The 24,970-nt window shown below is 43.0% G+C and carries 21 protein-coding genes; 12 read left to right on the forward strand and 9 right to left on the reverse strand.

The window, feature by feature from the left end:
• Window positions 1-206: 206 nt before the first annotated feature.
• Complete coding sequence (locus AAEY78_RS10175; protein ID WP_352339236.1) at window positions 207-1,253, forward strand: 5'-nucleotidase; 1,047 nt, start codon at window positions 207-209, stop codon at window positions 1,251-1,253.
• Between the two features lie 146 nt (window positions 1,254-1,399).
• Window positions 1,400-1,996, forward strand: a complete 597-nt coding sequence (locus tag AAEY78_RS10180) for a rhomboid family intramembrane serine protease (protein ID WP_352339237.1) — start codon at window positions 1,400-1,402, stop codon at window positions 1,994-1,996.
• Window positions 1,997-2,254: 258 nt separating this feature from the next.
• On the opposite strand, the gene AAEY78_RS10185 is transcribed toward AAEY78_RS10180, so the two are convergent.
• Both AAEY78_RS10185 and AAEY78_RS10190 read right to left on the reverse strand, forming a co-directional pair.
• Window positions 2,255-3,970, reverse strand: coding sequence for a cation acetate symporter (locus AAEY78_RS10185; protein ID WP_352339238.1), 1,716 nt, complete (start codon window positions 3,968-3,970; stop codon window positions 2,255-2,257).
• A gap of 1 nt (window position 3,971) precedes the next feature.
• Entirely contained in the window at window positions 3,972-4,304 is a 333-nt protein-coding gene (locus AAEY78_RS10190) for a DUF485 domain-containing protein (protein ID WP_352339239.1), read from the reverse strand.
• Window positions 4,305-5,219: 915 nt separating this feature from the next.
• Here AAEY78_RS10190 and AAEY78_RS10195 point away from each other — a divergent pair.
• The gene (locus AAEY78_RS10195) at window positions 5,220-6,716 is read left to right on the forward strand and encodes an alanine/glycine:cation symporter family protein (protein WP_352339240.1); all 1,497 of its coding nucleotides are present in this window, start codon (window positions 5,220-5,222) and stop codon (window positions 6,714-6,716) included.
• A gap of 119 nt (window positions 6,717-6,835) precedes the next feature.
• Here the strand turns inward: AAEY78_RS10195 and AAEY78_RS10200 are convergent, their stop codons facing one another.
• Window positions 6,836-8,473 carry an electron transfer flavoprotein-ubiquinone oxidoreductase gene (locus AAEY78_RS10200; protein WP_352339290.1) on the reverse strand — a complete coding sequence of 546 codons (1,638 nt, stop codon included), beginning with the start codon at window positions 8,471-8,473 and terminating at the stop codon, window positions 6,836-6,838.
• A 708-nt stretch (window positions 8,474-9,181) separates the two neighbouring features.
• Between AAEY78_RS10200 and AAEY78_RS10205 the strand changes: the two genes are divergently transcribed.
• The 4 genes from AAEY78_RS10205 to AAEY78_RS10220 all read left to right on the forward strand — a co-directional run bounded on the left by AAEY78_RS10205 (window position 9,182) and on the right by AAEY78_RS10220 (window position 12,806).
• Window positions 9,182-9,865 (forward strand): DUF1285 domain-containing protein, encoded by a 684-nt coding sequence (locus AAEY78_RS10205; protein WP_352339241.1) that lies wholly within the window; start codon window positions 9,182-9,184, stop codon window positions 9,863-9,865.
• Window positions 9,866-10,030: 165 nt separating this feature from the next.
• The gene (gene murI / locus AAEY78_RS10210; protein ID WP_352339242.1) at window positions 10,031-10,906 is read left to right on the forward strand and encodes a glutamate racemase; all 876 of its coding nucleotides are present in this window, start codon (window positions 10,031-10,033) and stop codon (window positions 10,904-10,906) included.
• A 182-nt stretch (window positions 10,907-11,088) separates the two neighbouring features.
• Entirely contained in the window at window positions 11,089-12,087 is a 999-nt protein-coding gene (locus AAEY78_RS10215; protein WP_352339243.1) for a DUF4062 domain-containing protein, read from the forward strand.
• A 422-nt stretch (window positions 12,088-12,509) separates the two neighbouring features.
• Window positions 12,510-12,806, forward strand: a complete 297-nt coding sequence (locus AAEY78_RS10220) for a hypothetical protein (RefSeq protein ID WP_352339244.1) — start codon at window positions 12,510-12,512, stop codon at window positions 12,804-12,806.
• A 127-nt stretch (window positions 12,807-12,933) separates the two neighbouring features.
• On the opposite strand, the gene AAEY78_RS10225 is transcribed toward AAEY78_RS10220, so the two are convergent.
• The 4 genes from AAEY78_RS10225 to msrA form a co-directional block, all read right to left on the reverse strand.
• A complete protein-coding gene (locus tag AAEY78_RS10225) occupies window positions 12,934-14,352 on the reverse strand; it encodes a lytic murein transglycosylase (protein WP_352339245.1) in 1,419 nt (472 codons plus the stop codon).
• 195 nt (window positions 14,353-14,547) lie between these two features.
• Window positions 14,548-15,204, reverse strand: a complete 657-nt coding sequence (gene tmpT / locus AAEY78_RS10230) for a thiopurine S-methyltransferase (RefSeq protein WP_352339246.1) — start codon at window positions 15,202-15,204, stop codon at window positions 14,548-14,550.
• Between the two features lie 157 nt (window positions 15,205-15,361).
• Entirely contained in the window at window positions 15,362-16,072 is a 711-nt protein-coding gene (locus AAEY78_RS10235) for a DUF1499 domain-containing protein (RefSeq protein WP_352339247.1), read from the reverse strand.
• A gap of 66 nt (window positions 16,073-16,138) precedes the next feature.
• Window positions 16,139-16,660, reverse strand: coding sequence for a peptide-methionine (S)-S-oxide reductase MsrA (gene msrA / locus AAEY78_RS10240; RefSeq protein ID WP_352339248.1), 522 nt, complete (start codon window positions 16,658-16,660; stop codon window positions 16,139-16,141).
• Window positions 16,661-16,818: 158 nt separating this feature from the next.
• Between msrA and cmoA the strand changes: the two genes are divergently transcribed.
• Complete coding sequence (gene cmoA, locus AAEY78_RS10245) at window positions 16,819-17,646, forward strand: carboxy-S-adenosyl-L-methionine synthase CmoA (protein ID WP_352339249.1); 828 nt, start codon at window positions 16,819-16,821, stop codon at window positions 17,644-17,646.
• A gap of 72 nt (window positions 17,647-17,718) precedes the next feature.
• The gene (gene cmoB, locus AAEY78_RS10250; RefSeq protein ID WP_352339250.1) at window positions 17,719-18,816 is read left to right on the forward strand and encodes a tRNA 5-methoxyuridine(34)/uridine 5-oxyacetic acid(34) synthase CmoB; all 1,098 of its coding nucleotides are present in this window, start codon (window positions 17,719-17,721) and stop codon (window positions 18,814-18,816) included.
• 31 nt (window positions 18,817-18,847) lie between these two features.
• Here the strand turns inward: cmoB and AAEY78_RS10255 are convergent, their stop codons facing one another.
• Complete coding sequence (locus AAEY78_RS10255; protein ID WP_352339291.1) at window positions 18,848-19,066, reverse strand: DUF2788 domain-containing protein; 219 nt, start codon at window positions 19,064-19,066, stop codon at window positions 18,848-18,850.
• Between the two features lie 308 nt (window positions 19,067-19,374).
• Here AAEY78_RS10255 and argS point away from each other — a divergent pair, with 308 nt between their 5' ends.
• From argS to AAEY78_RS10270, 3 genes are all read left to right on the forward strand, one after another.
• On the forward strand, window positions 19,375-21,204 hold the full coding sequence (gene argS / locus AAEY78_RS10260; RefSeq protein ID WP_352339251.1) for an arginine--tRNA ligase: 1,830 nt from the start codon (window positions 19,375-19,377) through the stop codon (window positions 21,202-21,204).
• A 189-nt stretch (window positions 21,205-21,393) separates the two neighbouring features.
• Complete coding sequence (locus tag AAEY78_RS10265; RefSeq protein WP_352339252.1) at window positions 21,394-22,209, forward strand: SPOR domain-containing protein; 816 nt, start codon at window positions 21,394-21,396, stop codon at window positions 22,207-22,209.
• Between the two features lie 183 nt (window positions 22,210-22,392).
• Complete coding sequence (locus tag AAEY78_RS10270; RefSeq protein ID WP_352339253.1) at window positions 22,393-23,487, forward strand: PTS sugar transporter subunit IIC; 1,095 nt, start codon at window positions 22,393-22,395, stop codon at window positions 23,485-23,487.
• Between the two features lie 143 nt (window positions 23,488-23,630).
• On the opposite strand, the gene AAEY78_RS10275 is transcribed toward AAEY78_RS10270, so the two are convergent.
• Window positions 23,631-24,614, reverse strand: coding sequence for a c-type cytochrome (locus AAEY78_RS10275; RefSeq protein WP_352339254.1), 984 nt, complete (start codon window positions 24,612-24,614; stop codon window positions 23,631-23,633).
• Window positions 24,615-24,970 lie beyond the last annotated feature (356 nt).

The raw sequence follows: 24,970 nt of genomic DNA on the forward strand, positions 1-24,970 counted from the left end.
ATGTGAGAGTAGGTCATCGTCAGCTCTCTATTCAAAGTTAAACCCCCCTTCGCGAAAGCGGAGGGGGGTTTTGCTTGTGCAGTGTTTGGTAATAACTCATGTTTTTTATCATGAAAGGTTAATAAAAGTCTACTTACTCTGCAACCACTCGTTGCTACACTGAATAACGTTTTTGATTTAACATAAAATATAGAGAATAATAAGCTATGGCAATTGACCTTACGAATACTTTAATAGTTGCCATATCAGCAACTGCTTTGTTTGATTTATCCGAATCTGAAAACCACCTTTTACAGTTGCTCAAACAGCGTCCCGTTAGCGCGGTAAAAGAATTTCGAGATTATATGGCAGAGCGTGAAGACGACGCTTTAACCATCGGTGCAGGTTACCCACTTATCAAAGCGCTTTTGAATTTGAATAATTACTATCCTGAGCTTGAAGATTCAAATATTAATACACCCTTGGTAGAGGTGGTGATTATTTCTAAAAGCAGCCCCGATACAGGTGTACAGGTGCTGAATGCGATTCGTGAGCATGGTCTCAATATTTCGCGGTCTGCTTTTATTTCAGGCAGCCCTGTCGCGCCTTATATTGCTGATTTTAAGGTCGATTTATTTTTGACCACCAATCGTGAAGATGCGCAGCAAGTAACAGATAGTAATATTTGTGCTTGTGCGATACTTGATGCCACTCCGGTGAATACTTATACTCTTGATACAGAGCAGCTGCGAATTGCCTTCGATGGGGACGCGGTATTGTTTGATGACTCAGGAGAGTTGCTCTATAAACAAAAAGGATTGCGAGCTTTTCATGAGCGCGAGGCACGTATGCGTGATTTGCCGATAGAAAAAGGTCCTTATGCTGAGCTGTTAATTAAGTTGTCAGCCTTGCAAGAGCGCTTACCAGCCCGGGTGGAACATTGCCCAATAAAGATTGCACTAGTCACAGCGCGAAATTCGCCTGCAGATCTACGGGCAATTAAAACGTTACGACAGTGGGGTGTTGATGTCGATATGGCGTTTTTCTTAGGTGGTCTTGAAAAAACAGCAGTGCTTAAGACTTTTGCTCCGCATATCTTTTTTGATGATTCAATTCAGCATATTAATGCTGCTCGTGACTTTATACCGACAGCGTTGGTCCCTTATCATTCCACTTCTTTATTGCATACTAATAGTTTATTGACAACTGATGAGGCTGTGTCATCGCTTACGTTTAGTCCGACCAAACAGACGGTTTTAACCGCTTCTCGTTAGCAAAAAATATCCTTGTCGGCTTCCTTGTATAGCAATGATAGTGGTGCTTTAATAATAAAGATTTACTTTTTTTATGAAATAAAATATATGCTTATAGTGGAGAGTACAGAGCAGATATGTTTAATGAATAAGGAATTCTACGAGCTATGAACGGACAAGCGATATGGTCATTAGTCATAGAACGCCTAAAACAGGTTGTTGGCGCATACGCTATCGTCCTTGTACCAATGTGGGTTATGTTTATTGTTAATAAAATGGTGCTGTTTGGACTTTGGAATATATTTGGAATTGTCCCTCGAACACTAGATATTGGTAGTATGGCTGGGATATTTGCGTCATGGACGATGCATGATAATGTGCCACATTTATTAGGTAATACTGTGGTTTTATTGCAGATATTATTTTTATTTGGGCTGTTTGAAAACAATGCTTATCGTACTATTTTTAAGCTTATTGTCGGCTCTGGTGTCATGACCTGGTTACTTGGCTCAGCATTGTCCATTCACATTGGTGCATCAGGGCTCTGTTTTGCAATGTTGGGATTTATGATTGGCGGAGCAGTATTTGCACGACGTTGGGGCTATTTGTTGGCGTGTTTGGTGATGGGTGCAGGCTACTGGCTGACGATTAAACAAGGCTTGATGCCACAGCAGAATATTTCCTTTGCAGCGCACTTTGGCGGTCTATGCGCTGGATTATTTCTAGGCGCAAACTCAAAGCATCATTACGCTAATATTGCTTAGCGCTATGAAAGTAGATATTGAAAAATAATGTTTCAATAATACACATGCGTGTAATTTTATTTTTTGATTAATGTGCTTTTTAATTGATATAGTCATATTTTTTAAACAAGGTAATCTATCTGTTTAGGTTTTTTAGCATCAATTGCTTTTGGCATTCGGCGCGAACTTTTAAGATATTTAACTAGTAATAAAAAAGCCCTCATTTATTGAGGGCTTTCTCTGACTTAAAATAGAGTCTTCACTATAATCTATAGTTGATTAGTGGTCAGATGCACCAGAGATACCAATGCCTGTTTGTGAACGAACAAACTGAGCATCGAATGCTTTACGTTCTTTTTCTGCGCGGGCTGATTTATCAGTAACTGAGAAGAACCAGCAGCATAGGAATGATAGTGGCATCGCAAACAATGCTGGACCATTAAATGGGTTAGGTGCGGTTTCAGAGATGCCAAGTGTATCAACCCAAACAGCTTTTGATAACACGATTAAGCCAACAGCGCCTACTAGACCGACAATACCACCAATTACTGCACCGCGGGTGGTTAAACCTTTCCAGAACATAGACAGTACTAGCACAGGGAAGTTGGCACAAGCTGCAACTGAGAAGGCTAAACCAACCATAAATGCAACGTTTTGTTTTTCAAACAAAATCCCTAAAATCATCGCAAAGACCGCTAACCCTAAAGTGGCCATTCTTGATACTTTCATTTCAGATTCAGGGGTAGTTTGACCTTTTTTGAATACGTTGGCATATAAGTCATGCGAAATAGCCGACACCCCTGAAAGCGTCAAGCCTGCTACTACCGCAAGGATGGTTGCAAACGCGACAGCTGAGATAAAGCCCATGAATAAATCGCCACCTAGCGCTTCACTTAAGTGAATTGCCGCCATGTTGTTACCGCCAACCAACTCTAATTTACCAGTCATGGCCATTTTTGCAACGTCAAGAAACTGTGGGTTGTTAGCAACAAAAAGAATCGCGCCAAAACCAATAATAAAGGTTAATAAGTAGAAGTAACCGATGAATCCTGTGGCAACCACAACAGATTTACGAGCTTCTTTGGCATCTTTTACTGTGAAAAAGCGCATCAAGATATGCGGTAAGCCTGCGGTACCGAACATGAGCGCAAGACCAAGTGATAGCGCATCGATTGGATTTTCAGTGAGTTTGCCCGGTCCCATAATTTTGAGAGCCTCACCCATTCCTGTTTTATGGGCCTCACTATACACGCCGATTGCTTGAGTGAACATATTACTAAAGCTGAAATCAACGGATTTCATAACCATAAATGCCATGAAAGTCGCACCACTTAGCAACATGACGGCTTTAATAATTTGTACCCAAGTGGTTGCTAGCATGCCACCAAATAGCACATAAGCGGTCATCAATAGGCCCACTACGACTACGGCAATATTATAGTTCAAGCCAAATAGCAGCTTAATCAACTGTCCAGCACCGACCATCTGTGCAATCAGATAAAAAGCCACCACCACTAATGAGCTACATGCAGCGAGTGTGCGCACCGGCTTTTCTTCTAAGCGAAAGGACACCACATCTGATAAATTGAATTTACCCAGATTTCGTAAGCGTTCCGCAATCAAAAATAATACAATCGGCCAGCCAACCATGAAACCAAGTGAATAAAGCAAGCCGTCGAAGCCTGAACTAAACACTAAAGCTGAAATACCAAGGAAGGATGCGGCTGACATATAGTCACCGGCAATCGCTAAGCCATTTTGAAAACCACTGATTCCGCCACCTGCGGTATAAAAGTCTGCAGTTGACTGGGTTTGTCCAGCCGCCCATTTAGTAATAAGGAGTGTAAAGCCGACAAAGATCATGAACATAATGATTGCAGGCCAATTGGTCGCTTGTTGTTCTGCAGTACCCAGATCAGGACCAGCAACCGCCATGGTATAGCAACCTAACCCTAGAAATGCGATTGACATCGCTTTAAGTGACATCCCTTTCATCTTAATGGGTTCCTTTTTCGTGTGCGATGGCCTCAATTTCTGCGAGGGTCTCTTTATTTAGCGGATCAAGCGTGTTATTTGCGATATAGGAATATACCCCACACAGTATAAAAGACAGCACAATGATACCTAAGCCAAGGGGAATGCCCCAAGTCGTGATACCGCCGTTAAACGAGCTGGCTAAAAATTCCTTATTGTAGCCAACCAACAGCATAAAACCGACATAGACGATTAGCATGATTGCGGTTAATGTCCAACTCAATCTGCGTTTTTTGCTGACCATCTCTTGAAACTTTGGATTATTGAGAATTCGCTGTACTTGTGAATCATCCATAACCAACTCCTTGTTGTTTTGTCCAATGATGGACGGCTGTTCCAAATGGGATTTTTCATTGTTTAAATTATCAATTATCAAATGTTCGAGATAAAGATAAAAAAGCAATGTTAAATGACAGAGAAAATTAGCAAAATATAAACAGAGACATCCATTATGAGCAGACTTTTATAGTCTGTATTTTGGCTTTTAACATAGGAGAGCTGGTTATGCTGACAATCCATTGTCATCTTATCTCTTGTCTTCCTGACCACAATAACCAATCATTTGATCATATACGTGCAAATATCGCTTAAAACGATAATTATTGTCTTAATTATGAATATATACAAAATTTGGCTAATTCACAATAAGTAATTTTAATTTACTTTTTGTAATTAATTATTTAGATGATGGAAAGGTGGTTATTCTCAATACTTTTGTTAAGAAGTATTTGCACTTGTCAGGTTAATATTTCGATTATCTACAGATAGCAGGAAACTCAAAACTATATTCGGTTAAGTTCTTGTCTGTTATATATAAAACAGTGCTATTAAAGAACACAGCAACCAGTAAAGAAACAATGATAAAGATAAACTAAAATCTGTAAAAATTGCCGCTTATACCTTGTTATTATGTTAAAGATGCTGTAAAAAATTGCCCAAAAAAACTCTGAAACAGTTAAATGCTTCAGAGTCAGTTAAAATGTAGCAACATACTGCTCACAGCCACTGGGGCGAATGCCTTAATAGTAGTAAGAAACAGGGATTTAAAGCGTTATAAGCAATGATAATCAGCTGATTGAAGTAACTTTGGTTCAGTGGAATTAAGCAAGCAACATTAAGACGAATTTAGGGGCTTGTTTGTATATCTAGTATTGTAGGTAGCTGGTTGGTAGTGAGCAGATTCATTTTTAAAGATAGCGAGGATCAGGTTATGGGCGAGGGACTAGCAGGTTGGTTTAATAGCGCGGTGAATTATGGCGTCAGTGTTATATGGGGCAATAATGATTGGCTGATTGCCAGCAACCCATGGTATGGACTGCTGATGTTTGTGCTGATTGGTGCCGGTGTCTATTTTACAATTGCCACGCGCTTTATGCAGTTTCGACATTTTGGTCACATGTGGCAGTTATTGCGTACCTCCAATCAAGGGCGTAAAGATGGTGGTATCAGTTCTTTTGAGGCGCTGATGACCTCGCTGGCTGCTCGTGTGGGGACAGGTAATCTGGCTGGGGTAGCGATTGCGATTTATTTAGGCGGTCCGGGTGCGGTGTTTTGGATGTGGATGACGGCTATAGTAGGCATGTCGACCAGCTTTATTGAGTCTACATTGGCGCAGGCATATAAAGTGCCGCATAAAGATAATGTGTTCCGCGGCGGACCCGCTTATTATATCGAAAAAGGCTTGGGTCAGCGCTGGATGGCGATATTCTTCTCTATCTGTCTATTGATCGCCTTTGGTTTGGCATTCAATGGTGTGCAATCCAATACCATCGCACAAGCAACCAATGAAGCGTTTGGGATACCAACGTGGATAACTGGTTTGGTACTGGTGGCATTGGTGGCACCAGTGGTATTTGGGGGGTTGCGCTCAGTGGCGCGTATTGCCGGTAAAGTGGTGCCGGTCATGGCTATTTTATATATTTTATTGGCATTATTTATCATTATTACTAACTTTAGCCAGTTTCCAGCAGCGATCGCTTTGATTGTAAAATCGGCGTTTGGTTTTGAGCAAGCAGCAGGCGGTGTGATCGGTTATGGTATTGCGCAGGCCATGATTAACGGTATCAAGCGTGGTCTGTTCTCTAACGAAGCCGGTATGGGTTCAGCGCCGAACGCGGCGGCAACCGCGCAGAGCTATCCTGACCATCCAGCGGTACAAGGATTCATGCAAATGCTGGGCGTGTTTATCGATACGCTGGTGATTTGTACGGCAACCGCGTCGATTATTATTTTGTCGGGTGTGGTCAATCCTGGGGTGGAACAAGAAGGGATTCAGCTCACGCAGTTGGCACTGTCGCAGTATGTCGGTGATATGGGTATTATCTTTGTTGCCATTGCGATTTTCTTTTTCTCCTTTACCTCTATCATTGCCAATTACAGTTATGGTGAGTCCAATCTTGAATTCATATCGGGTGAAAAAAACGCTAAAATCATGATCATGGTGTTTCGTTTCTTAGTACTCGGCATGGTGTTTGTTGGCGCTGTGGCCAGCTTGCCGGCTATTTGGAACTTTGCTGATTTGTCGATGGGGCTCATGGCGCTAACCAACTTAGTCGCCATTGTCATCCTGTCACCGGTTGCGCTTAGAATCCTGCGTGACTATGAGCGGCAAATTAAGGAAGGTAAAACGGGCGAGCAAATCAAATTTAATCCTGACAATTTCGTTAAACTTAAAAACGAAGCCAATCGCGACGCTTGGACAGATTAAGCGGACCGTTTGATTGCATTTGTGAGTATTGAATAAAGCGTAATAAAAAATCGCCCTTGGTTATTTATTTACCAAGGGCGATTTTTATGGTCTGTCAAAAGATTTAACTAGGCTTCTTCTTACATATTAGGATAGTTTGGACCACCACCACCTTCTGGTGCTACCCAAGTGATGTTTTGCGAGGGGTCTTTAATATCACACGTTTTACAATGCACGCAGTTTTGCGCATTGATAACAAACTTAGCACCTTCTGCATCTTTTACCACTTCATAAACGCCAGCTGGGCAGTATAAGCGTGCCGGTTCAGCATATAAAGGCAAGTTAATCGAAATCGGTACGGTGGGGTCGGTCAGCTTTAGATGGGATGGCTGATCTTCGGCATGGTTGGTATTTGAGATAAATACGGACGATAATTTATCAAAAACCAATTTGCCATCTGGCTTCGGATAATCCGGCTGATAAGCATGTGCTGCGCGCTCAAGCTGGTCATAGTCACGTAAGGTATCATGAATGGTCAATGGCATATTACCAGCAAGCACGCTTTGCTCAATAAAGTTAAATGCACCACCCATCCAAGTGCCCATTCTGTGCAGGGCTGGAGCAAAGTTACGTGCCAAGCGGTTGTCTTCGTACAGCCAAGAATGCTTATATTTCAAGGTATAATCAAGCACTTCATCATGCTGACGTTCAGCTGTTACCGCTTCATAAATGGCCTCGGCTGCCAGCATTCCTGACTTCATGGACGTATGTGTGCCTTTAATTTTGGCAGGGTTTAAGAAACCCGCTTCATCACCAACTAAGACACCACCCGGAAAAGTCAGTCTTGGTAAGGAATTAAAGCCGCCTTTAGTTAAAGCACGTGCGCCATATGACAGACGCTTACCACCTTCTAAAATGTTACGAATGAGCGGATGCAGCTTAAGTCGTTGCAACTCGTCAAAAGGTGACAGGTAAGGATTGGAGTAAGATAAATCGACGATCAAACCAAAGCTGACTTGGTTATTTTCATCAAAGTACAACCACCAGCCACCGGTCGAACCGGTATCACTGAGTGGCCAACCTGAACCGTGCATGACCACACCTTGCTCATGTTGTTCAGCCGGTACTTCCCACAACTCTTTAAGACCAATACCATAATGCTGTGGGTCAGAGTATTTATCTAGACTAAAGCGACTGATCAGACGCTTGCCCAAATGCCCACGGCTGCCCTCAGCGAAGATGGTGTATTTTGCCAATAACTCATAACCTGGCTCAAAGCTGGGCTTAGCATCGCCATTAGCTGCCACGCCCATATCGCCCGTTAAGATACCTTTGACTGAGCCATCGACGTTATACAGAATATCTGCGGCAGAAAAACCAGGGAACATCATCACATCAAGCTCTTCAGCCTGCTGCGCCAGCCAGCGCACGACATTGCCTAAAGAGACGATGTAGTTGCCTTTATTGTGCATGCTCTCTGGTACAATTGAATCCATAAGCTTGGTGGCTTTGGTGGCTGAGCCCAGCATATATACACGGTCTTGAATAGCGGGCACGTTCAATGGCGCGCCTTTTTCTTTCCAATCAGGAATCAGCTCATCAAGCGCCCGTGTTTCCATAACCGCACCGGATAAGGTATGCGCGCCAAACTCTGAGCCTTTTTCGACCAAGCAAACCGTAAAGTCCTCGTTACCGGCATCTATTGCCAATTGGCGCAGACGAATAGCGGCTGATAAACCAGCAGGACCACCGCCCACAATCAGCACGTCGAATTCCATCGATTCACGCTCAATTTCTGGCTCAGCGCTGGTAGACGGTGCTGCCTCATTAACCGCTACTGGTTCAGTAGACAGGGCTTCAGGTGCGCCCTGTTGTAGGGTTGTGTCTTCAGTATTGATGCTATCAACATCAGGGGCTAAGGGTTGATTGTCTTGCTCTTGCATACCTACTCCTAAACGTATAGTGGCTAATCTGCGGATATCACCAGCGGTTCCATTGGATAATATAACGGGTATCACTCATTATTTCTAGATCGCGCGCCGCGTGTACAAAATGGTTGTATCAGCGTGGTCAATAAAGGGCTCACTACTAACGATATTGTTGCTAATAGAATTATAAAAAAGCAATGGTCATCAGCAAAGTAATGATGAGAATAATAAGAACAAAAAAAGTGATAAATAGTCAGTAGATAGCGCTACAAGCTCACAAAAAACTATAAGGGCACTGCTATTCGGCTCAAAGAGCGTTACTCATTATAAAAGAAAAGTCCTATAAACACGACAGGCATTTATGGCATCCAATGTTAACCTAATGGCTAGGATTTTATCAGTCAGTTTTTATGAATAAGTTTTTATAAATACTTGCATTCATTAATCTGCAACAGAAAAGTACGGTGAATAAAATGGGTTCTGCCTTATCATACCCGAAACTAAAATGAATAGTAACGACAGATATGGCAAACTTTGGCTAATAATAAAGGATTGGGAATGATGAATAAGTTAGATAATACGCAGATTACGGATAGCTTGACGCCCAGTCTAACGGCACTCAATAGTCTTGATGGGTTAGAGCACTATTTAAAACCTGCTGCAGGTAGCCGTCAAGGTCGCTCTATCCCCCCACTTGCCGATTGGCATCCTACTCAAATCGCTGATATGGATTTGGTTATCAAAGCCAATGGCGAATGGTGGCACGAGGGCAGCAAAGTGACCCGTGAGTCATTGGTTAGTTTATTTGCTACTATTTTATGGCAAGAAGAGAAGGATGGTGTGAGTGAATACTTTTTAAAAACGCCCGTACAATTACTGCGTATTCAAGTAGAAGATGTGCCTCTGTTCATCAATGATGTCGGTATCGTCACAGAGAATGACGTAAGCTGGCTAGAATTCACCACTAGCACGGGCGATGTGGTGCGCTTGGATGAGGCGCATCAAATTAGTTTACGTGCTTATCATGCAAGTAATGAGCATAGCGCCGCGCAAACAAATCATGCTGAGCCAGAGATTCGCCCTTATATGCCAGTCCGGCAGGGATTAATGGCGCTGATTGGGCGCAATGCTTTTTATCATTTAACCGAAATCGGTGAGCTTAGTGAGCAAAATGGCATCACTGTTTTAACCTTATACAGTGGCAATCAAGCTTATACCATTACCATGCCGATTGATGAATAATCTAGGTTTTTGATTATAGGCTTACCAGGATTATAAGTTAAAGCTTATGATTTATTTTTCTTGATTTAGTATTCAGAATAGTCAGGTAAACGGAACGCTATAAGATGAGGAAATGGTGCTAAAATAAGCCCACATATATTATCCTTTTGCTGGGTCGAGCCGCACATGAGTTCGCAAGTGTTATCTGTTCATCCTGATAGTCGCATGACTGACCATAAACGCAATGCCCCGATTGGATTATTCGACTCTGGGGTGGGCGGTTTGTCCGTTTATAACCATCTAGCGGAACAGCTGCCGGCTGAACGTTATGTCTATTATGCCGATACCTTGCATGTGCCTTATGGCAATCGTGATAGTAGCGATATTGAGGCGCTAACCTTAGCCGCTGTAACTTGGTTGTATGAGCAAGGCTGTAAGCTGATTGTGATTGCATGCAATAGTGCTTCTGCTCATGCGTTGGATGCCGCGCGCCGTCATTATCCGCAGTTACCGATAGTGGGTTTGGTTCCGGCATTAAAGCCTGCGGTATTAGCCAGTCAAAGCGGTCATGTGGCAGTACTGGCGACCAAAGCCACGCTAAATGGTACCTTATTAAATAAGGTTATCAATGAAGTAGCCATTCCTTATCAGACGACGGTGACTAAATATTTTGACCCTATGCTTGTACCTTGGGTAGAGGCAGGCATGCCCAAAAATAGTGAGACAGCAGCGTGCTTACGCGAGCAAGTGCGAAACTTTGCCGATAATCAGGTAGACTATCTGGTATTAGGCTGTACCCATTATCCTTTTTTTAAAGCATTTTTACAGGCTGAAATCGATAAACAACAGCTATCAATGCAGATAGTGGACTCAGGTCAAGCTATTGCTGCCCGTGTGCAGTCATTATTAGTTGAGCATGAGCTATTGGCTAAACCAATAGATGATAATAGTCAGCCCAATAACTTACCCTTAACTTTTTATGCCAGTAAATACGATGCGTTTTTAATAGTGTTGGTACAACAATTGGTCGGTGTCGACAGACAAGTTTATTATTTACGCTAAGCCTATATTTATTTTTTATGATAACAAAGCCTAAAAGAGGCTATATCCATTGTTATAACAAGGTTATAATAGACGGTTGTTGTCTTAAATATTCGCGCTGTCATAGGACTATGCTAGGCTTAGGTTAAGAAGTTTTTTGATACCCTAATCATTATTGCTAGCAACGCCATAGAGGTTTTTTTTTGCTTACTCGTCGTCATCACCTTCATGTTATATGTGCAGCTAACGATCAGTCGTTGGTATTGGATAGTGTGGCGATATTTTTTCAAGCGCGCGCTTTTTTAACCTATGATGTGTCAGGGGAGCTGCCCAAGGCGGCACTATATGGTCGCCAATGTATTGATAACTGCGATTATACGTTATTGGTCATTGGGGATAGCTACGGGGCAACGCAAAATACGGGTGTGAGTCAGATGCACTTAAGCTACCTGAGCGCCAAAGCAAAGCTTAAGCCGATGCTGATATTTATCAAAAGTCACCGCGAAAATGCCGATATCAGCCCGCAGCTAAAAGACTTTATTCGCTTGGTTGAACGCCAGAATATCGGTATTCACTACTATACAAGCAATCTGGATATTGATCGATTGCTTACCCATACTTATGATACTTTATTGGCAAATTATCCGGCGTTAAGCTGGATAAGAGAGACGGCTGGAGATAAAGCGACCTTACGCACGAGTGTGCCATCGTTGGCGACGCCTCATTTATCTGTGTCTGCCAACATCGACCATAGCCCCGTTAAGCTTGAAAGCGTTGATAACATAACCGAAGCGTTAGACCCAACAGACACGTTTGAATTTAGTTACACCGCTCAAGCTTATGAAGGGGGCAACTTAACCGATGTGAGCAGCTCATTACGTTGTACGTGGCAAGAGATATTACAGGCGTTGATGCAAATATCGTTAGCATTCACCAGTTATGGGCTAAAAAGCAGCATCAATCGCCTGATCACTGCGAAAGTTGAGACAGAGATCAAACAACAGATGCCAAACGTCCATGCCGTTGCGCGCTGCCAGATAAGCCAAGATGATCTACTAATATTGCAACGACTACTGGTGACAGCCAATTGGATTGAACTGTCTGCAATTGGCTCGCGCCCCTCGCAAGAATTGTGGAAGCTGACCTATTATGCCAAAAAAATATATCGGGACAGTCAATCTGCCCTAATCATGCCGCAATAGATGTCATTCCTCTTACTCTCGATTAGTTATCTCAATAACTCATTGCTTTAGTAGAGGCATACAAGGGCTTAGTGGCTCTATTATCTTTTTATTTTATCTTCTACAAGTCTCACCGTTGATATCGTCGCTTTTAGGTTTGTATGCCATACAGTCGCTAACAACATAAAAGCGCTCGCTACGTTTTGTAATATAAAACCTACGTGTCACAGGTTGTATAGCAGTATAGTACTGTTGATAATAAGACATAGCTGAAGCTAATGGTCGATTTGTTAAACTGCTACTAGATAAATAAAGCGTTTAAGATTCAATGGAGCACCCACTAAAGCAACTAAGTAACTAAAGCAAGTAGGGTAGTTGAATAGAGAATCAGTTTATGATCGGCAGTTTGGCGACTAATAATAATGAGTAAGAAGGAGTTTATAATGGATGATGCAAGCAGAGACAAATTAAAAAAAGAATTAGAAGGCTTAGAGAAGACCATGCATGATACAGAGCAGTTTCATACCTTAGAAGAACAAGTAGCAGACATGAAGCGCCGCGGGATTGATCCTAGTAAAGTCTATGACGACTGGGATGAAAAAGAGAAAGACGATTGGGGCGATGCAACGTGGAGAGAGAATGGTAAATGGGAGCCTAAAACCCCTGCTGATCTCGATGAAAATGCTCGCGAAAATTGGGATGGGGAAAACGGTAAGCCCAATCCGCCACCTATTGTTTAACTGCCAATTATTAAATAGGCATTGTTTATCAGGCTTACCCTATAAAAAATCCACGCTACCTGAGCGTGGATTTTTTTATCTATCTTAGCTAACAGGATGCTAGTTAGTAGTAAACTAGGATCTTCTGTTAAGAACCTTCATCCACCCGTACCAAGCGGATAACGCCATCAGCACCAGCAACGCGGCGATAGCGAACATTGCTTTTTCTTGGCGTTTGGCTCGCTGCGGGAAATGTGGACACACTAGGAGTAGGTGTAATGGTCTGTTGTTGAATCAGCTGACCCATACGATCTGAAGAATTGGTTTTGCTGGTGACAGTATTACCGGCAATCATTCGATAGAACTTTTGACCAGCACGCCCGTCCGCAGGAAAAATGCCGCGGCTGGTTTGGTACTGCTGAATTGCAGTACGAGTATTATCACCAATAATGCCATCTACACCACCAATATCGTAGCCTGCATTTAGCAGTGCTTGTTGGATATCTTTAGCTTGTTGGCGACTAATACCAGCATCATCCGTTGGCCACGCCGTTATAAAGTCAGTCTTACTGCTATTCTCACGGGTAATCAAATCAGATAGATGAGCAATGGCTAACGCATAACTTTCAGAGGCATTATAAGAATAGAAGGTGTCAAAGTTTTTACCGACTAAAAATGCTGGACCATCTTTGCCAGCTGGTAATAACAATCCTGCGCTGCTCAAATCAGAAGGCAGCGTGCCCCCATTAGCAAGGGTTAAGCCTTGACTGCGCCAATGGCTCATGGATTTTTTGTCTTTACGGTTAGACGCTGCCCAAAAACCATTCGGTAATTTCACCTCATAACCCCACGTTTCGCCTGAACGGTAGCCACGCTTTGATAAGAAGTTAGCAGTAGACGCGAGCGCATCAGGGACACTGTTAACCAAATCACGGCGACCATCACCATCAAAATCGACTGCCAATTCTAAAAAGGTACTGGGCATAAACTGCGTCTGTCCAAAGGCACCTGCCCAAGAACCGGTCATATCATTTGGGTTGATATCACCGTTTTGGACAATTTTAAGCGCATTGGCATATTCACCGCGGAAGTAGCTTTGACGGCGATCAAAACACGATAACGTTGCTAACGATTCAAACAATGGTTTTTTGCCAAGGGTTTGCCCAAAGTTAGACTCCACGCCCCAAACGCCTAACACGTGCTCAGCTTTTACCCCATAACGCGATTCAATTTGGCGCAGCGTATCTGCCCACTGACGTTTGGCGCGAATACCATCATCAACGCGCTCTTTATCGACTAATACCGATAAATAATCCCAAATATCTTTACGAAATTCAGGCTGATAATTGAGTGATTGAATCACACTAGGGTCGGGCTGGCTTGGGCGATAACGTTCAAAAGTAGAGTCAGAAACACCGCGAAACTGACTGCTATTTTTTAGCGTATTTAGGCATTGTTGCAGCTCAGCGTTCGATAAATTGGGTGCTGGCGGACTTGCGGCTTGGGCTGTGCTCATGATACTAATGCCAATGGCAGCACTAAGTAATGATAAAGTAGACAAACGCATAGAGATATCCTATAAATAATAAGTATAGCAGAAGTGAAAAAATTGATAACAAGATTAATAGAGGGTGTGGCTGCTAAGCATGACCATACTGTATAAGTGCGTGAAATAGTAGTGCAACTATGATAAAAATAAAGACTCAAATTGTTATTATAAGAATAAGTATAGATTAAAAAATGACCGACATGAGTGCTATTTTTACTCAGTTAATAACCAAACATGCTCAGTCACTGCCATCTCTGGTGCAGCATTTAAAGTTGATGGCTCACCTTCCAGCTCCACAATGCTGTAATGTGCAGCATAATACTGCTGAACTTGCTCTTGAGTGATTGAAAAGGGCGGTCCTGCCCACTCATTTTGGTCATAATTAAGCGTTAATAACAGCTGAGCGGCATTTTGACTAAGCAGACAGACCTGTTCGCTATATTTTGGGCGCATCTCTTTAGGCATCGCAATCAATGCTGCTCGATCATATACCGCATCGACGTGACCGATAGTAGCGGCAGATAACGTAAAGATATCAGCCACCCATAACTCTACCGTTCGACCTGCAATCTCGCCTTTGTAGCATTTATTATTTGGATTCTTACTATCGGCTCTAACACTATAAGCAACTGCTTGTTCAGCAAAAAATTCTTGAATCGCTGATTCAACCAGCTCAATGCCCACGACATCATAGCCTTGCGTAGCCAGCCAAACCATATCAATGGATTTACCGCACAGTGGTACCAATACTCGGCTACCGGCTGGCAAGTCTAACTGATTAAAGTAGCTGATTAATAATGGGTTTACGTCAGGTTGATTAAAGCCAATTCTTTTGTCTTGCCAGCGCTGTTGCCAAAATTCAGGTGTCATATACTTCCCTTTACTTAGAATGGTTTTAATTATCAATGGACGTTATAAATAACGCTTCTTATATCAAATGAGAAAAACGCTAAAAGAATTAAGGTGAAAAAAGAATCTTTTATGAGTTACCTCATCAATTTTGATTGCTAAATACAGGTTTATTTTTTTAGTACAGCACCGCGTTTAACTCTTTAATTAAAGTATGAATACGCGCTGCATTTTTGCCTAAATCGCTAGCACCAACGCGCGATTTGCTGCGAATATCAATCAAACGCTCATCCCCTGTATCATGAATACGTACGATGATATCGTCCTTAAATCCAAACCATGTGGTTGTCTCTGTGGCTTCGATAATTCCTGTGCTAAGGTCAATATTCACCAACTCCCAACCCAAATTATTAATAGCTTGCTCCATTGCACTCATGAGCTCAGTTTTTGATTGTGCATAGTTCAAGGTTTCAAGTTCAGGATAGGCTTGACGTTGCTGCTCTGCGGTCTGGGCTCCATCATATGCCACTGGATTTGGGGCGTCCGCGCGCAAGGGTGCAATCGCCACGAATTCAGGTGGGTTGACTAAGTCGGTTGAAATATCATGAATAGGCGGGACGCTTTTGCCTTTACTTATCATAACCAGTGGCAGGGCAATGGCGATAGCCGCACATAAAATTGCGATTATGGCACTGCCAATGGTTGTCGTTTTACGCATAAATAGGAACTGTAATCCGAGCAAAATAAGCACGGTAACACCGGCGTAGATACCAAATTTAAACCCCATAAAAGCAGTGCTTAAATTAATGACATCAAATTTATGTAGAGGTCCCGGCAGTACAACCAATAACAAGGCGATTAAGCTCATAAGACTAACGAATATTTTCATTCATTGACTCCATCATTAGTTAACCATCGCCTATTTAGCAAGCCGCGCTTTTCACAAAAAATGATGCTAATTGGTCATATATTGGCTGAACTCTTTACGAAGTTTGGCAAGTTTTGGTGGAATAGCAAAGTTGCAATACGCTTGAGTCGGGTTGCGGTTAAAGAAGTCTTGATGTACCTCTTCGGCTTCGTAAAATTCAACCGCCGGATGCACTTCCGTGACGATATTTAGCCCCATATCGCGCAGCTTATTAATGGTGCGATCAATCGTCGGTTTTTGGGTTTCATCAGTATAAAATACTACGCTGCGATATTGGCTACCAACATCGTTACCTTGACGGTCTTTGGTGGTGGGATCATGTGTGCCAAAAAAGACATCAAGCAGCACTTCTAGCGGTAAAATAGACTCATCAAAGGTGATATTAATCACTTCAACGTGTCCTGTATTCCCGCCACAAACGGCTTGATAGTTGGCAGTTGCTGCTTCGCCGCCCATATATCCGGATACTACTGACTGTACGCCTTTTAGAGACAAAAATACCGATTCGGTGCACCAAAAACAGCCACCACCTAAAATAATATTTTGCATAAATGATCCTATTTTGTCGTTATGAATTTGGGATTAATAATCTTGGTTATAAAAATGATAAAAATTTGCTTTAATCTGCTGTATTTAGCTTAGCAGGCAGGCAGAAGATTATAAGTAACAAACAGTAATGTTATAATAAGCCTTTGCTACGTATAAAAATGAGCCGTTCCATGAGTCAATCTAGCCACCAGCCTGACGCTACTGTCCAACTCGAAGCTGTCAAACGTGAGACTATCCAACACGATACCTTATTTACCACGCCCCTTGATAAGGCAGCACGGTTTTCTTTTGATGAGCAAGTCGTTGCTTGCTTTCCAGATATGATTCGTCGCAGCGTACCGGGTTACGGGCAAGTATTAGCCATGTTACCGATATTGGCGCGTCGCCATTGCAAGTACCGTCAACAAACCAGTAATGGTCAGCGCGTAAGCCGTATTTATGATTTGGGCTGCTCGCTTGGTGGCGCTAGTATGGCGCTGGCAGGCGAGTTTGCGCCGCACGATTTACAGATTAAAGCAGTCGATATTTCGCCTGCGATGACAACTGAGGCGCAAACTTTATTGACCAATAATTATCCTGAGCATGATATTGAAGTTATCACTGCGGATATTAGAGCACTTGAGCTTGAGCCGTGCGATATGGTCATTCTCAATTTAACGCTACAGTTTTTACCGGCTGCAGATCGGGTGGCGGTTCTTGAAAAGATTTATGCCGCATTAAGTAACGGTGGCATTTTAGTATTAACCGAAAAAACCCATGCCTTTGATGAGCAAGCGGATGCGTGGCTGGTTGAGCGCTATTATGATTTTAAACGGGCAAATGGTTATAGCGAGATGGAAATCAGCGGCAAACGTAATGCGCTAGAAAACGTATTGATTACAGATACTTTGGATGAACATCATGAGCGCTTGGATAACGTGGGCTTTGCGCGTCATTTAACGTGGTTTCAGTTTTTAAACTTCGTCTCTATAGTAGCGTTTAAATAACAGAAGCGTTTAAATAACGTTTTATGCTTAACCCATTTTATTTTAATTTCTAGCAATCTCGGTAACCGCTTTATGATGAATGACACTATTGTCCGCGCTGAGCGTGAGTTGTATTTAACCTTATTAACACTGGCGCAAACGCATCCGAGCGCCTATGAATGGCTCACTTTATTGCCAGAATGGTTACGCCATATTAAGGATAGAAGTAACTATGCTCATGCGCCTGCGTATCAAGCAGCAGTGGCACGGTTGCCGACCGTAGTTGCTGAGAGTGTGGCGCTAGACAGCGATACGTTAACTATTAATGTGGTGTTAAGTGATTCTGAGCGTAAGCAAACACTGGCGTTACTTAAGCAACTTATGCCGTGGCGCAAAGGACCTTTCCAAATTGGCAGCAGTCAGATTGATAGTGGTGAAATAGATAGCAATCAAAATTCCGATAGTGGCTCAATACATGAACAAAGTCAGCCTATTTTTATTGATACCGAATGGCACAGCGATTGGAAATGGCGACGAGTTGCACCGCATTTGGGTAATCTAAAAGGTCGACGGGTACTCGATGTAGGCGGTGGCTCTGGTTATCACGGTTGGCGTATGGCAGGTGCGGGCGCAGAGACGGTCATTATCGTGGATCCGTCCTGTTTGTTTTATCATCAATTTATGGCGTTTCGACATTTTGTGGGCGCGGCTGATGCAAATGCTGAGAACAGTTATCGTACCCATTATATTCCTGTGCCGTTAGAGGCGTTGCCTACGCACAGTCAGCTGTTTGATACGGTTTTTAGCATGGGCGTGCTCTATCATCGCCAATCGCCGTTTGAGCATTTACAGCAGCTGCGCGGTCAGCTGGTTAACGGCGGCGAGCTGGTGCTAGAAACATTAGTCATTGATGGCGATGCCAATAGCGTATTGGTGCCGCAAGATCGCTACGCACAGATGAATAATGTGTACTTTTTACCATCGGTTGCGGCATTAATAGGCTGGCTAGAAAAGGTCGGCTTTACCAATGTGCGCTGCGTCGATGTGGCAGTGACTTCAACCGATGAGCAGCGCCAAACCGACTGGATGAGCTACCAATCACTAAGCGATTTTCTTGATCCTACTGATCCAAGCAAAACCATTGAAGGTTACTCTGCACCCAAGCGCGCAACAATTATTGCAAATAGGTAAATGACTACCCGATAAGCTTAGATCAAAGGGTTTAAATAAACCATTTTTGAAAAGCAACTTCGAGTAACATTTTAAGGATAAAGCCAATAAAACCTGCGCCTAACGCTAAGAACATCCAAAAGGTACCCGCACGCCCAGCGCCAGATTGTTTGGAGAGATCCCAAATAATAAAGAATAAAAAGGCAATAAAGATCGGTAGTAAAATATACAGCCCCCAACTGGTGACTGTACTTTCAGCAATGGCAAACATGGCGGTATTTTCCAAAAATAAAGCCCAATTATAGCGCGGAATATGAGCGCTATAAATGCTTGGCAGTCCTTAGGCAACAGGAATGCTACAATCTTCTATTTAAAATACTACTTTTAATTTTTGTTAATATTAAAAATAGCGACCAGTAGCCACAAACAGTAATCACTAGTAGCCATAAATATAAGAATTTAAGCCTATTTTTGGTGCAAATGGTGCAATACAGCGTAAAGCTTGTTATATTTACAGGTTACTTATCTTTTCGTATCACTTATTATTTTTTCGTATAATTTATCCGAGTTTATAATCTTATGTCACAAGCCCAGATTGATACGTTAGCCTCACTATTCGACGATGCTATTAACGTTTTAAAAAAAGAAGGGGCGTTACCCGCCGACTGGCAGAATAACAGTCAGATTACCCGCACCAAAGACACCAGCCATGGTGATTTTGCGAGTAACATTGCCATGACCGCAGCAAAAGCTGCAAAGACCAATCCGCGCGCGTTGGCAGAAAAAATCGTTAATGCTCTGCCGGAGAATAAAGATATCCGCCAAGTCGATATTGCAGGTCCTGGTTTTATTAACGTCTTTTTAAATGCCGAAGCAAAATTTGCCGTATTAGACGATATTTTTGCGCTGCAAGAGCGATTTGGTTTAAGCAACCAGTTTGAAGGACAAAAAGTCCAAGTAGAATTTGTGTCTGCCAATCCGACTTCAAGCCTGCACGTGGGTCATGGTCGCGGTGCGGCATTTGGCATGAGCGTGGCAAACTTGCTACAAGCCGTCGGTTATGACGTTACCCGTGAATATTACGTTAATGATGCTGGTCGGCAGATGGATATTCTAGCGACCAGTACTTATTTGCGTTACCTAGAAGCCAATGGCGAAGCGATTGTATTCCCTGTAAACGGTTATCAAGGCGACTATGTACGTGATATCGCTAACACGGTAACTACGCAGCATGGCAACAGCTATGTGCATTCTTTTGCGCAAATTGCTAAAGATGCACCTGCTGATGCGGTGTTTGAAATTAATGCAGATGGCGAAAAAGTTGTATTATCGGGCGATAAAGAAGCGCATATTGATGGGCTGATTGCCAATAGTAAAGCGTTGTTAGGCGATGGTTACGAGCTGTTTTTAAATGCGGCGTTGACCAGTATTTTGGCAGATATTAAAGATGACCTTAGTGACTTTGGGGTCAATTACGAGTGCTGGTTTAGCGAACGATCTATCGATGCTGAGATTGCACCCGTGTTGCAAGTGCTCGATGAAAAAGGCTATCTCTACGAAAAAGACGGTAATATTTGGTTTAAATCGACCGACTTTGGCGATGAAAAAGACCGCGTTGTGCGCCGTGCTAACGGTCAAAGCACTTATTTTGCTTCTGATATTGCCTATCATAAAAATAAGTTCGATCGCGGCTTTGATAAAGTCGTTAACGTTTGGGGTGCTGACCATCATGGCTATATACCGCGTGTGAAAGCAGCACTACTTGCGCTGGGTATTGATGCTGAGCGCCTTGATGTGGTGTTGGTGCAGTTTGTGGCGTTATGGCGCGGTGATGAAAAAGTACAAATGTCTTCACGTTCAGGCAAATTTGTTACCTTACGCGAGTTACGTTCTGAGGTTGGTAATGATGCGGCGCGTTTTTATTATGTGGCGCGTAAACCTGAAGTGCACGTTGACTTTGATTTAGAACTTGCCAAATCACAAAGCAAAGACAATTTAGTCTATTATATTCAGTATGCTCATGCGCGCGTATGCCGCGTGTTAGACAAGCTGGCTGCCAGTGGTCTGGTTGTCGATGATGCCGTTGGCGCGCAGCAGCAAGCATTGTTAACGGCTCCTGCTGAAGAAGAAGTGATTAAATTGCTTGCCGCTTATCCTGCTACTTTATTACGCGCAGCAACGGGCTATGAGCCGCATGTGTTGACCAATTATCTAAAAGAGTTGGCGGCGTTGTTTCACGGTTGGTATGACACCAATCGTATCTTGCCATTGAGCTTAACCTCAGGTGAGATACCGACGCAAGCAGAGCTGGACATGATGCAGGCACGTTTGCGCTTATCGAAAGCGGTGCGTCAAGTATTGGCAAATGGTCTGGGCTTACTCGGCTTATCGGCACCGTCTAGTATGTAGCTGTTAGCACCTAGCACATAACATTTAGCATCTAGCACCGACTTAGATAGAGTTATTTATCATAGCTAAACTCATTTAAAACGCGACTTTTATAATTTTGGTTATAAAAGTCGCGCATTATTATTAACAGAATTATTAATAAAATCATCGACAGAAATATTGACAGACTCAGTAGGGAGAGTGCAATCCATGTTAGCCAAAAAACCCAAAGGTGCCACTGAAAAGCGCAAAACCAGTAGCGTATCAGGCTTATTATGGATGTTCGTTGGTGCGGTACTAACGCTGATGATCGGGGTATTTCTATATCTGTCGCCATTGTTTGACTTTAGCCCCGCTGATAAAGGCGTAGCAGAGGCTAATAAGCAAGTTCAGCCGCGTGTAAATACGGATACTGATAATGTTGATTATGAGTTTTATGATATTTTACCGACACAAGAAATGGCGACCATTCCTGATGAAGCGTTAGGCGAGGCGGGTAGTAATGAGGCAGGTAGCAATACGTTTGAGCCGGACGTGGTATTGACTCAGCCTGAAGGTAGCACTGCAAATACGGATGTCAGTCCTGACAACAGCAACACTGAGCCAAGTCGTAATAACGCTGCTAATAGTAATAATGAAGCGGATATCGTTATTATTGAAGAAAATGAAACCTACGATGGGTCAACGCCTGCTGGTAATTCCGGTAATACAACCAGCAATAACAGCGGACAATCAAAGTCGAATACAGCAGGCGCTGGTACGGCAAGTGTTCAAAAAGCCCAGCCGTCAGCAACGTACATTTTACAAATTAATAGCTTTGGCAATGCTGACGAAGCTGATCGTCGCCGCGCACAAGTATTAATGGCAGGCGTCGATGCTAAAGTGGTCAAAAACACCACCAGTAATGGTGCACCTATTTATCAAGTTATTTCGCGCCCGATGAATAATCGTCAAGCAGTTACTACGGCTCAGCAGCGCTTACAAAATAATGGTATTGATTCCATTATTGTTGAGCAGCGTCGTTAAGCGTTCGTTTTAGCGTCAATTATTTTAGCAGCTGTTTTAGCAGTACTTATTCATTAAAAAAGCGTCGGGTTAAGACGCTTTTTTTATACATTTTTTTTGTATGTTCTCTTTTGCAATGTCACTTTATATTCAGCCTTTTATTCTAAATTACATTAAGCGCACTATTAAATTAAGAGCATTGATATGACTGTATCCGATTCTACCGTGCCACCTACCAGCGCTATTAAATCATTTTTTCAAAAGTATTTTATCGATGCTTTTACCGGTATGGCGCTTGGCTTATTCGTGACCTTAATTGCTGGACTAATCATCTCGCAAATTGGCGGTTGGGTCAATCTGCCAGCACTGGTGGCAGTGGGCAAACTGGCATCGGTATTGATGGGTGCTGGTATTGGCGTTGGCATTGCTTATTATCTTAAAGCGCCGACGCTGGTGATGCTCAGCTGTTTGGTAGCAGGGATGCTTGGCGCGCATTCTGAGGCGCTGATGGCAGGCACTTTATTTATGCCGCAAGAAGCAGGTCCGGCAACCTTCGTGGCGCTGCCCGGCAATCCGATTGGTGCGTATTTGGCTTCAGTATTCGCTTATCGGGCAGGAACTTGGGTGGCGGGTAAGACCAAACTTGATATTTTGCTGATACCATTGATGGTTTGTGCCGTGGCTTTAGCGGTATGTGCGCTGCTTAATCCGCCTATCGTGGCGGCAGTAGATACCATTGGGCAAGGTATTCAAGCGGCAACCACATTGCAGCCGTTATTAATGGGCATCGTCATTGCGGTGGTGGTCGGTATTTTATTAACCATGCCAACATCAAGCGCCGCAATTTGTATTGCGATTGGACTAGGTGGTGTTGCAGGCGGTGCTGCCGTCGTAGGCTGCGCGGCGCATATGATTGGCTTTGCGGTAGCCAGTTTTAAAGACAATGGCGTAAGCGGTGTTATTTCGCAAGGACTGGGCACCAGCATGCTGCAGATTCCAAATGTACTCAAAAAACCCCTGATTTTATTGCCAGCAGTGGTCGCTAGTGCCATTGTTGGACCTATTGCCACAGTGGGCTTTGGGCTAGCATGTACAGCAACGGGTGCAGGTATGGGAACGGCTGGATTAGTGGGCGTATTTGGCGTGATTGAAGCGTCGCAAGGTGTTATGAGTACCACGCAATTATGGACGGCAATTATCTTATTAATGTTCGTATTGCCTGCGATTATTGCTTGGTTAGTCGCTTATATGATGCGCCGAGTAGGCTGGCTAGTCGATGGTGATATGAAATTGCCTTAATAATGGCAATATTTTTGATAGTACAATGTATTAAAAATTTATAATAAAAAGCCCCGTTACTAAAATAGTGGGGCTTTTTTACGATACGAACTTATTCATTAATGCTTAACACTGTGTATTAGCTCAGGGCATCAGTTCAGGGCTTAGCGGCGTACGTCTTTTGGCGCATCGCCTTTTGGCCAGTCTTTGTCTTTATTGGCTTTTACTGGACGTGGCAAATGAGTAAAGTAACCAGCAATATCGACTGCTTCTTGGTCTGTTAAGGTATTGCCTTGTCCAAACGGCATTTTACCTTTGATAAATGCGGCGGCGGTATAAGTACGCGCCATACCTGCGCCATCATTAAATGAGTCATCACCGGCGACGGCAGGGTAGATATAGCTGCCATCATCTTTGTATTGACCTTCACCATTGGCACCATGACAGACGCTACATTTTTCTGCAAACAGCTTTTTGCCATTGTCTGTATTTGGGGTTAAGCTCTTATCAACTTTGACAAAGCCGCGACCTTCAGGTGACACGCCAAACGGCATATCCTGCGACAACCAGCTCATATAAGCCACCATCGCGTTCATATCGTCAGAGCCAAGCTCAAGCGCTTTACCGTTCATCGAGCGCTCAAAACAGCCGTTAATACGCTCTTGAATCACATTAATACGTCCAGCGCGCGAGCGATACACAGGATAAATGCTGGTCATATTGTTCCAAGGCGCTGCATACGCCTCTGAGCCATTACCCAAGTGACAGCTGGTACAATTTAGTTTATTGCCCACATTATTGGGTAATTCTTGCCCGGTATGATTGGCAATTTGTAAGCCGCGACGTACCGCTGCGCCATATTCATCATCCGGAATGGTAGCGATATCCGGCATTTTAATCACTGGTTTTCCACTGGCTGCCGCCGTATCAGTAGTAGCTGCATTGCCATCAGATGCCGCTGGCATATTGCCTTTTAATTCAGTAGCACGCGCTTCTAGCGCTTGTACGCGCGCTATTGCTGCCGCTTCTTCTACACGATCCGTCGCTTTAGTGTCATTGCCATTACTACAGCCGCTGACTGCTGCCACACTGATTGCAAAGATAGCCGCCATAAGGACTGTGGGCTTGGCTGATGAAAGATTTTTCATTGGCATATCCTTAGTATCAAAAATAATATGTAAAATTGGTTTTATCTGCTATGTTATGCACCATGCTGTCCATACTTTGCTTTTAATATAAATAAAAACGTTGATAAGTTTACAGCAATCCTGATATACATAATTGCCTTAATATAAATAGCAAGTAAGGTATCTGTAACATTATTATAGCAAGAACTTGAATATTAAATGTTGTGAAACGCAACAAAATAATAAGTTCGTGTGACTGAGTATTGATTAAATTTATTTTTAACTAATAAAAGCCATGGATTGCCAATAGTTTTAAAAAATAAAAAAAGCGCCCCAGCTGTATAAAGCTGGGGCGCTATTTTTATTTATAGTGATTA

The organism is Psychrobacter sp. 16-MNA-CIBAN-0192 (genome assembly GCF_040309565.1).
GTDB lineage: Bacteria > Pseudomonadota > Gammaproteobacteria > Pseudomonadales > Moraxellaceae > Psychrobacter.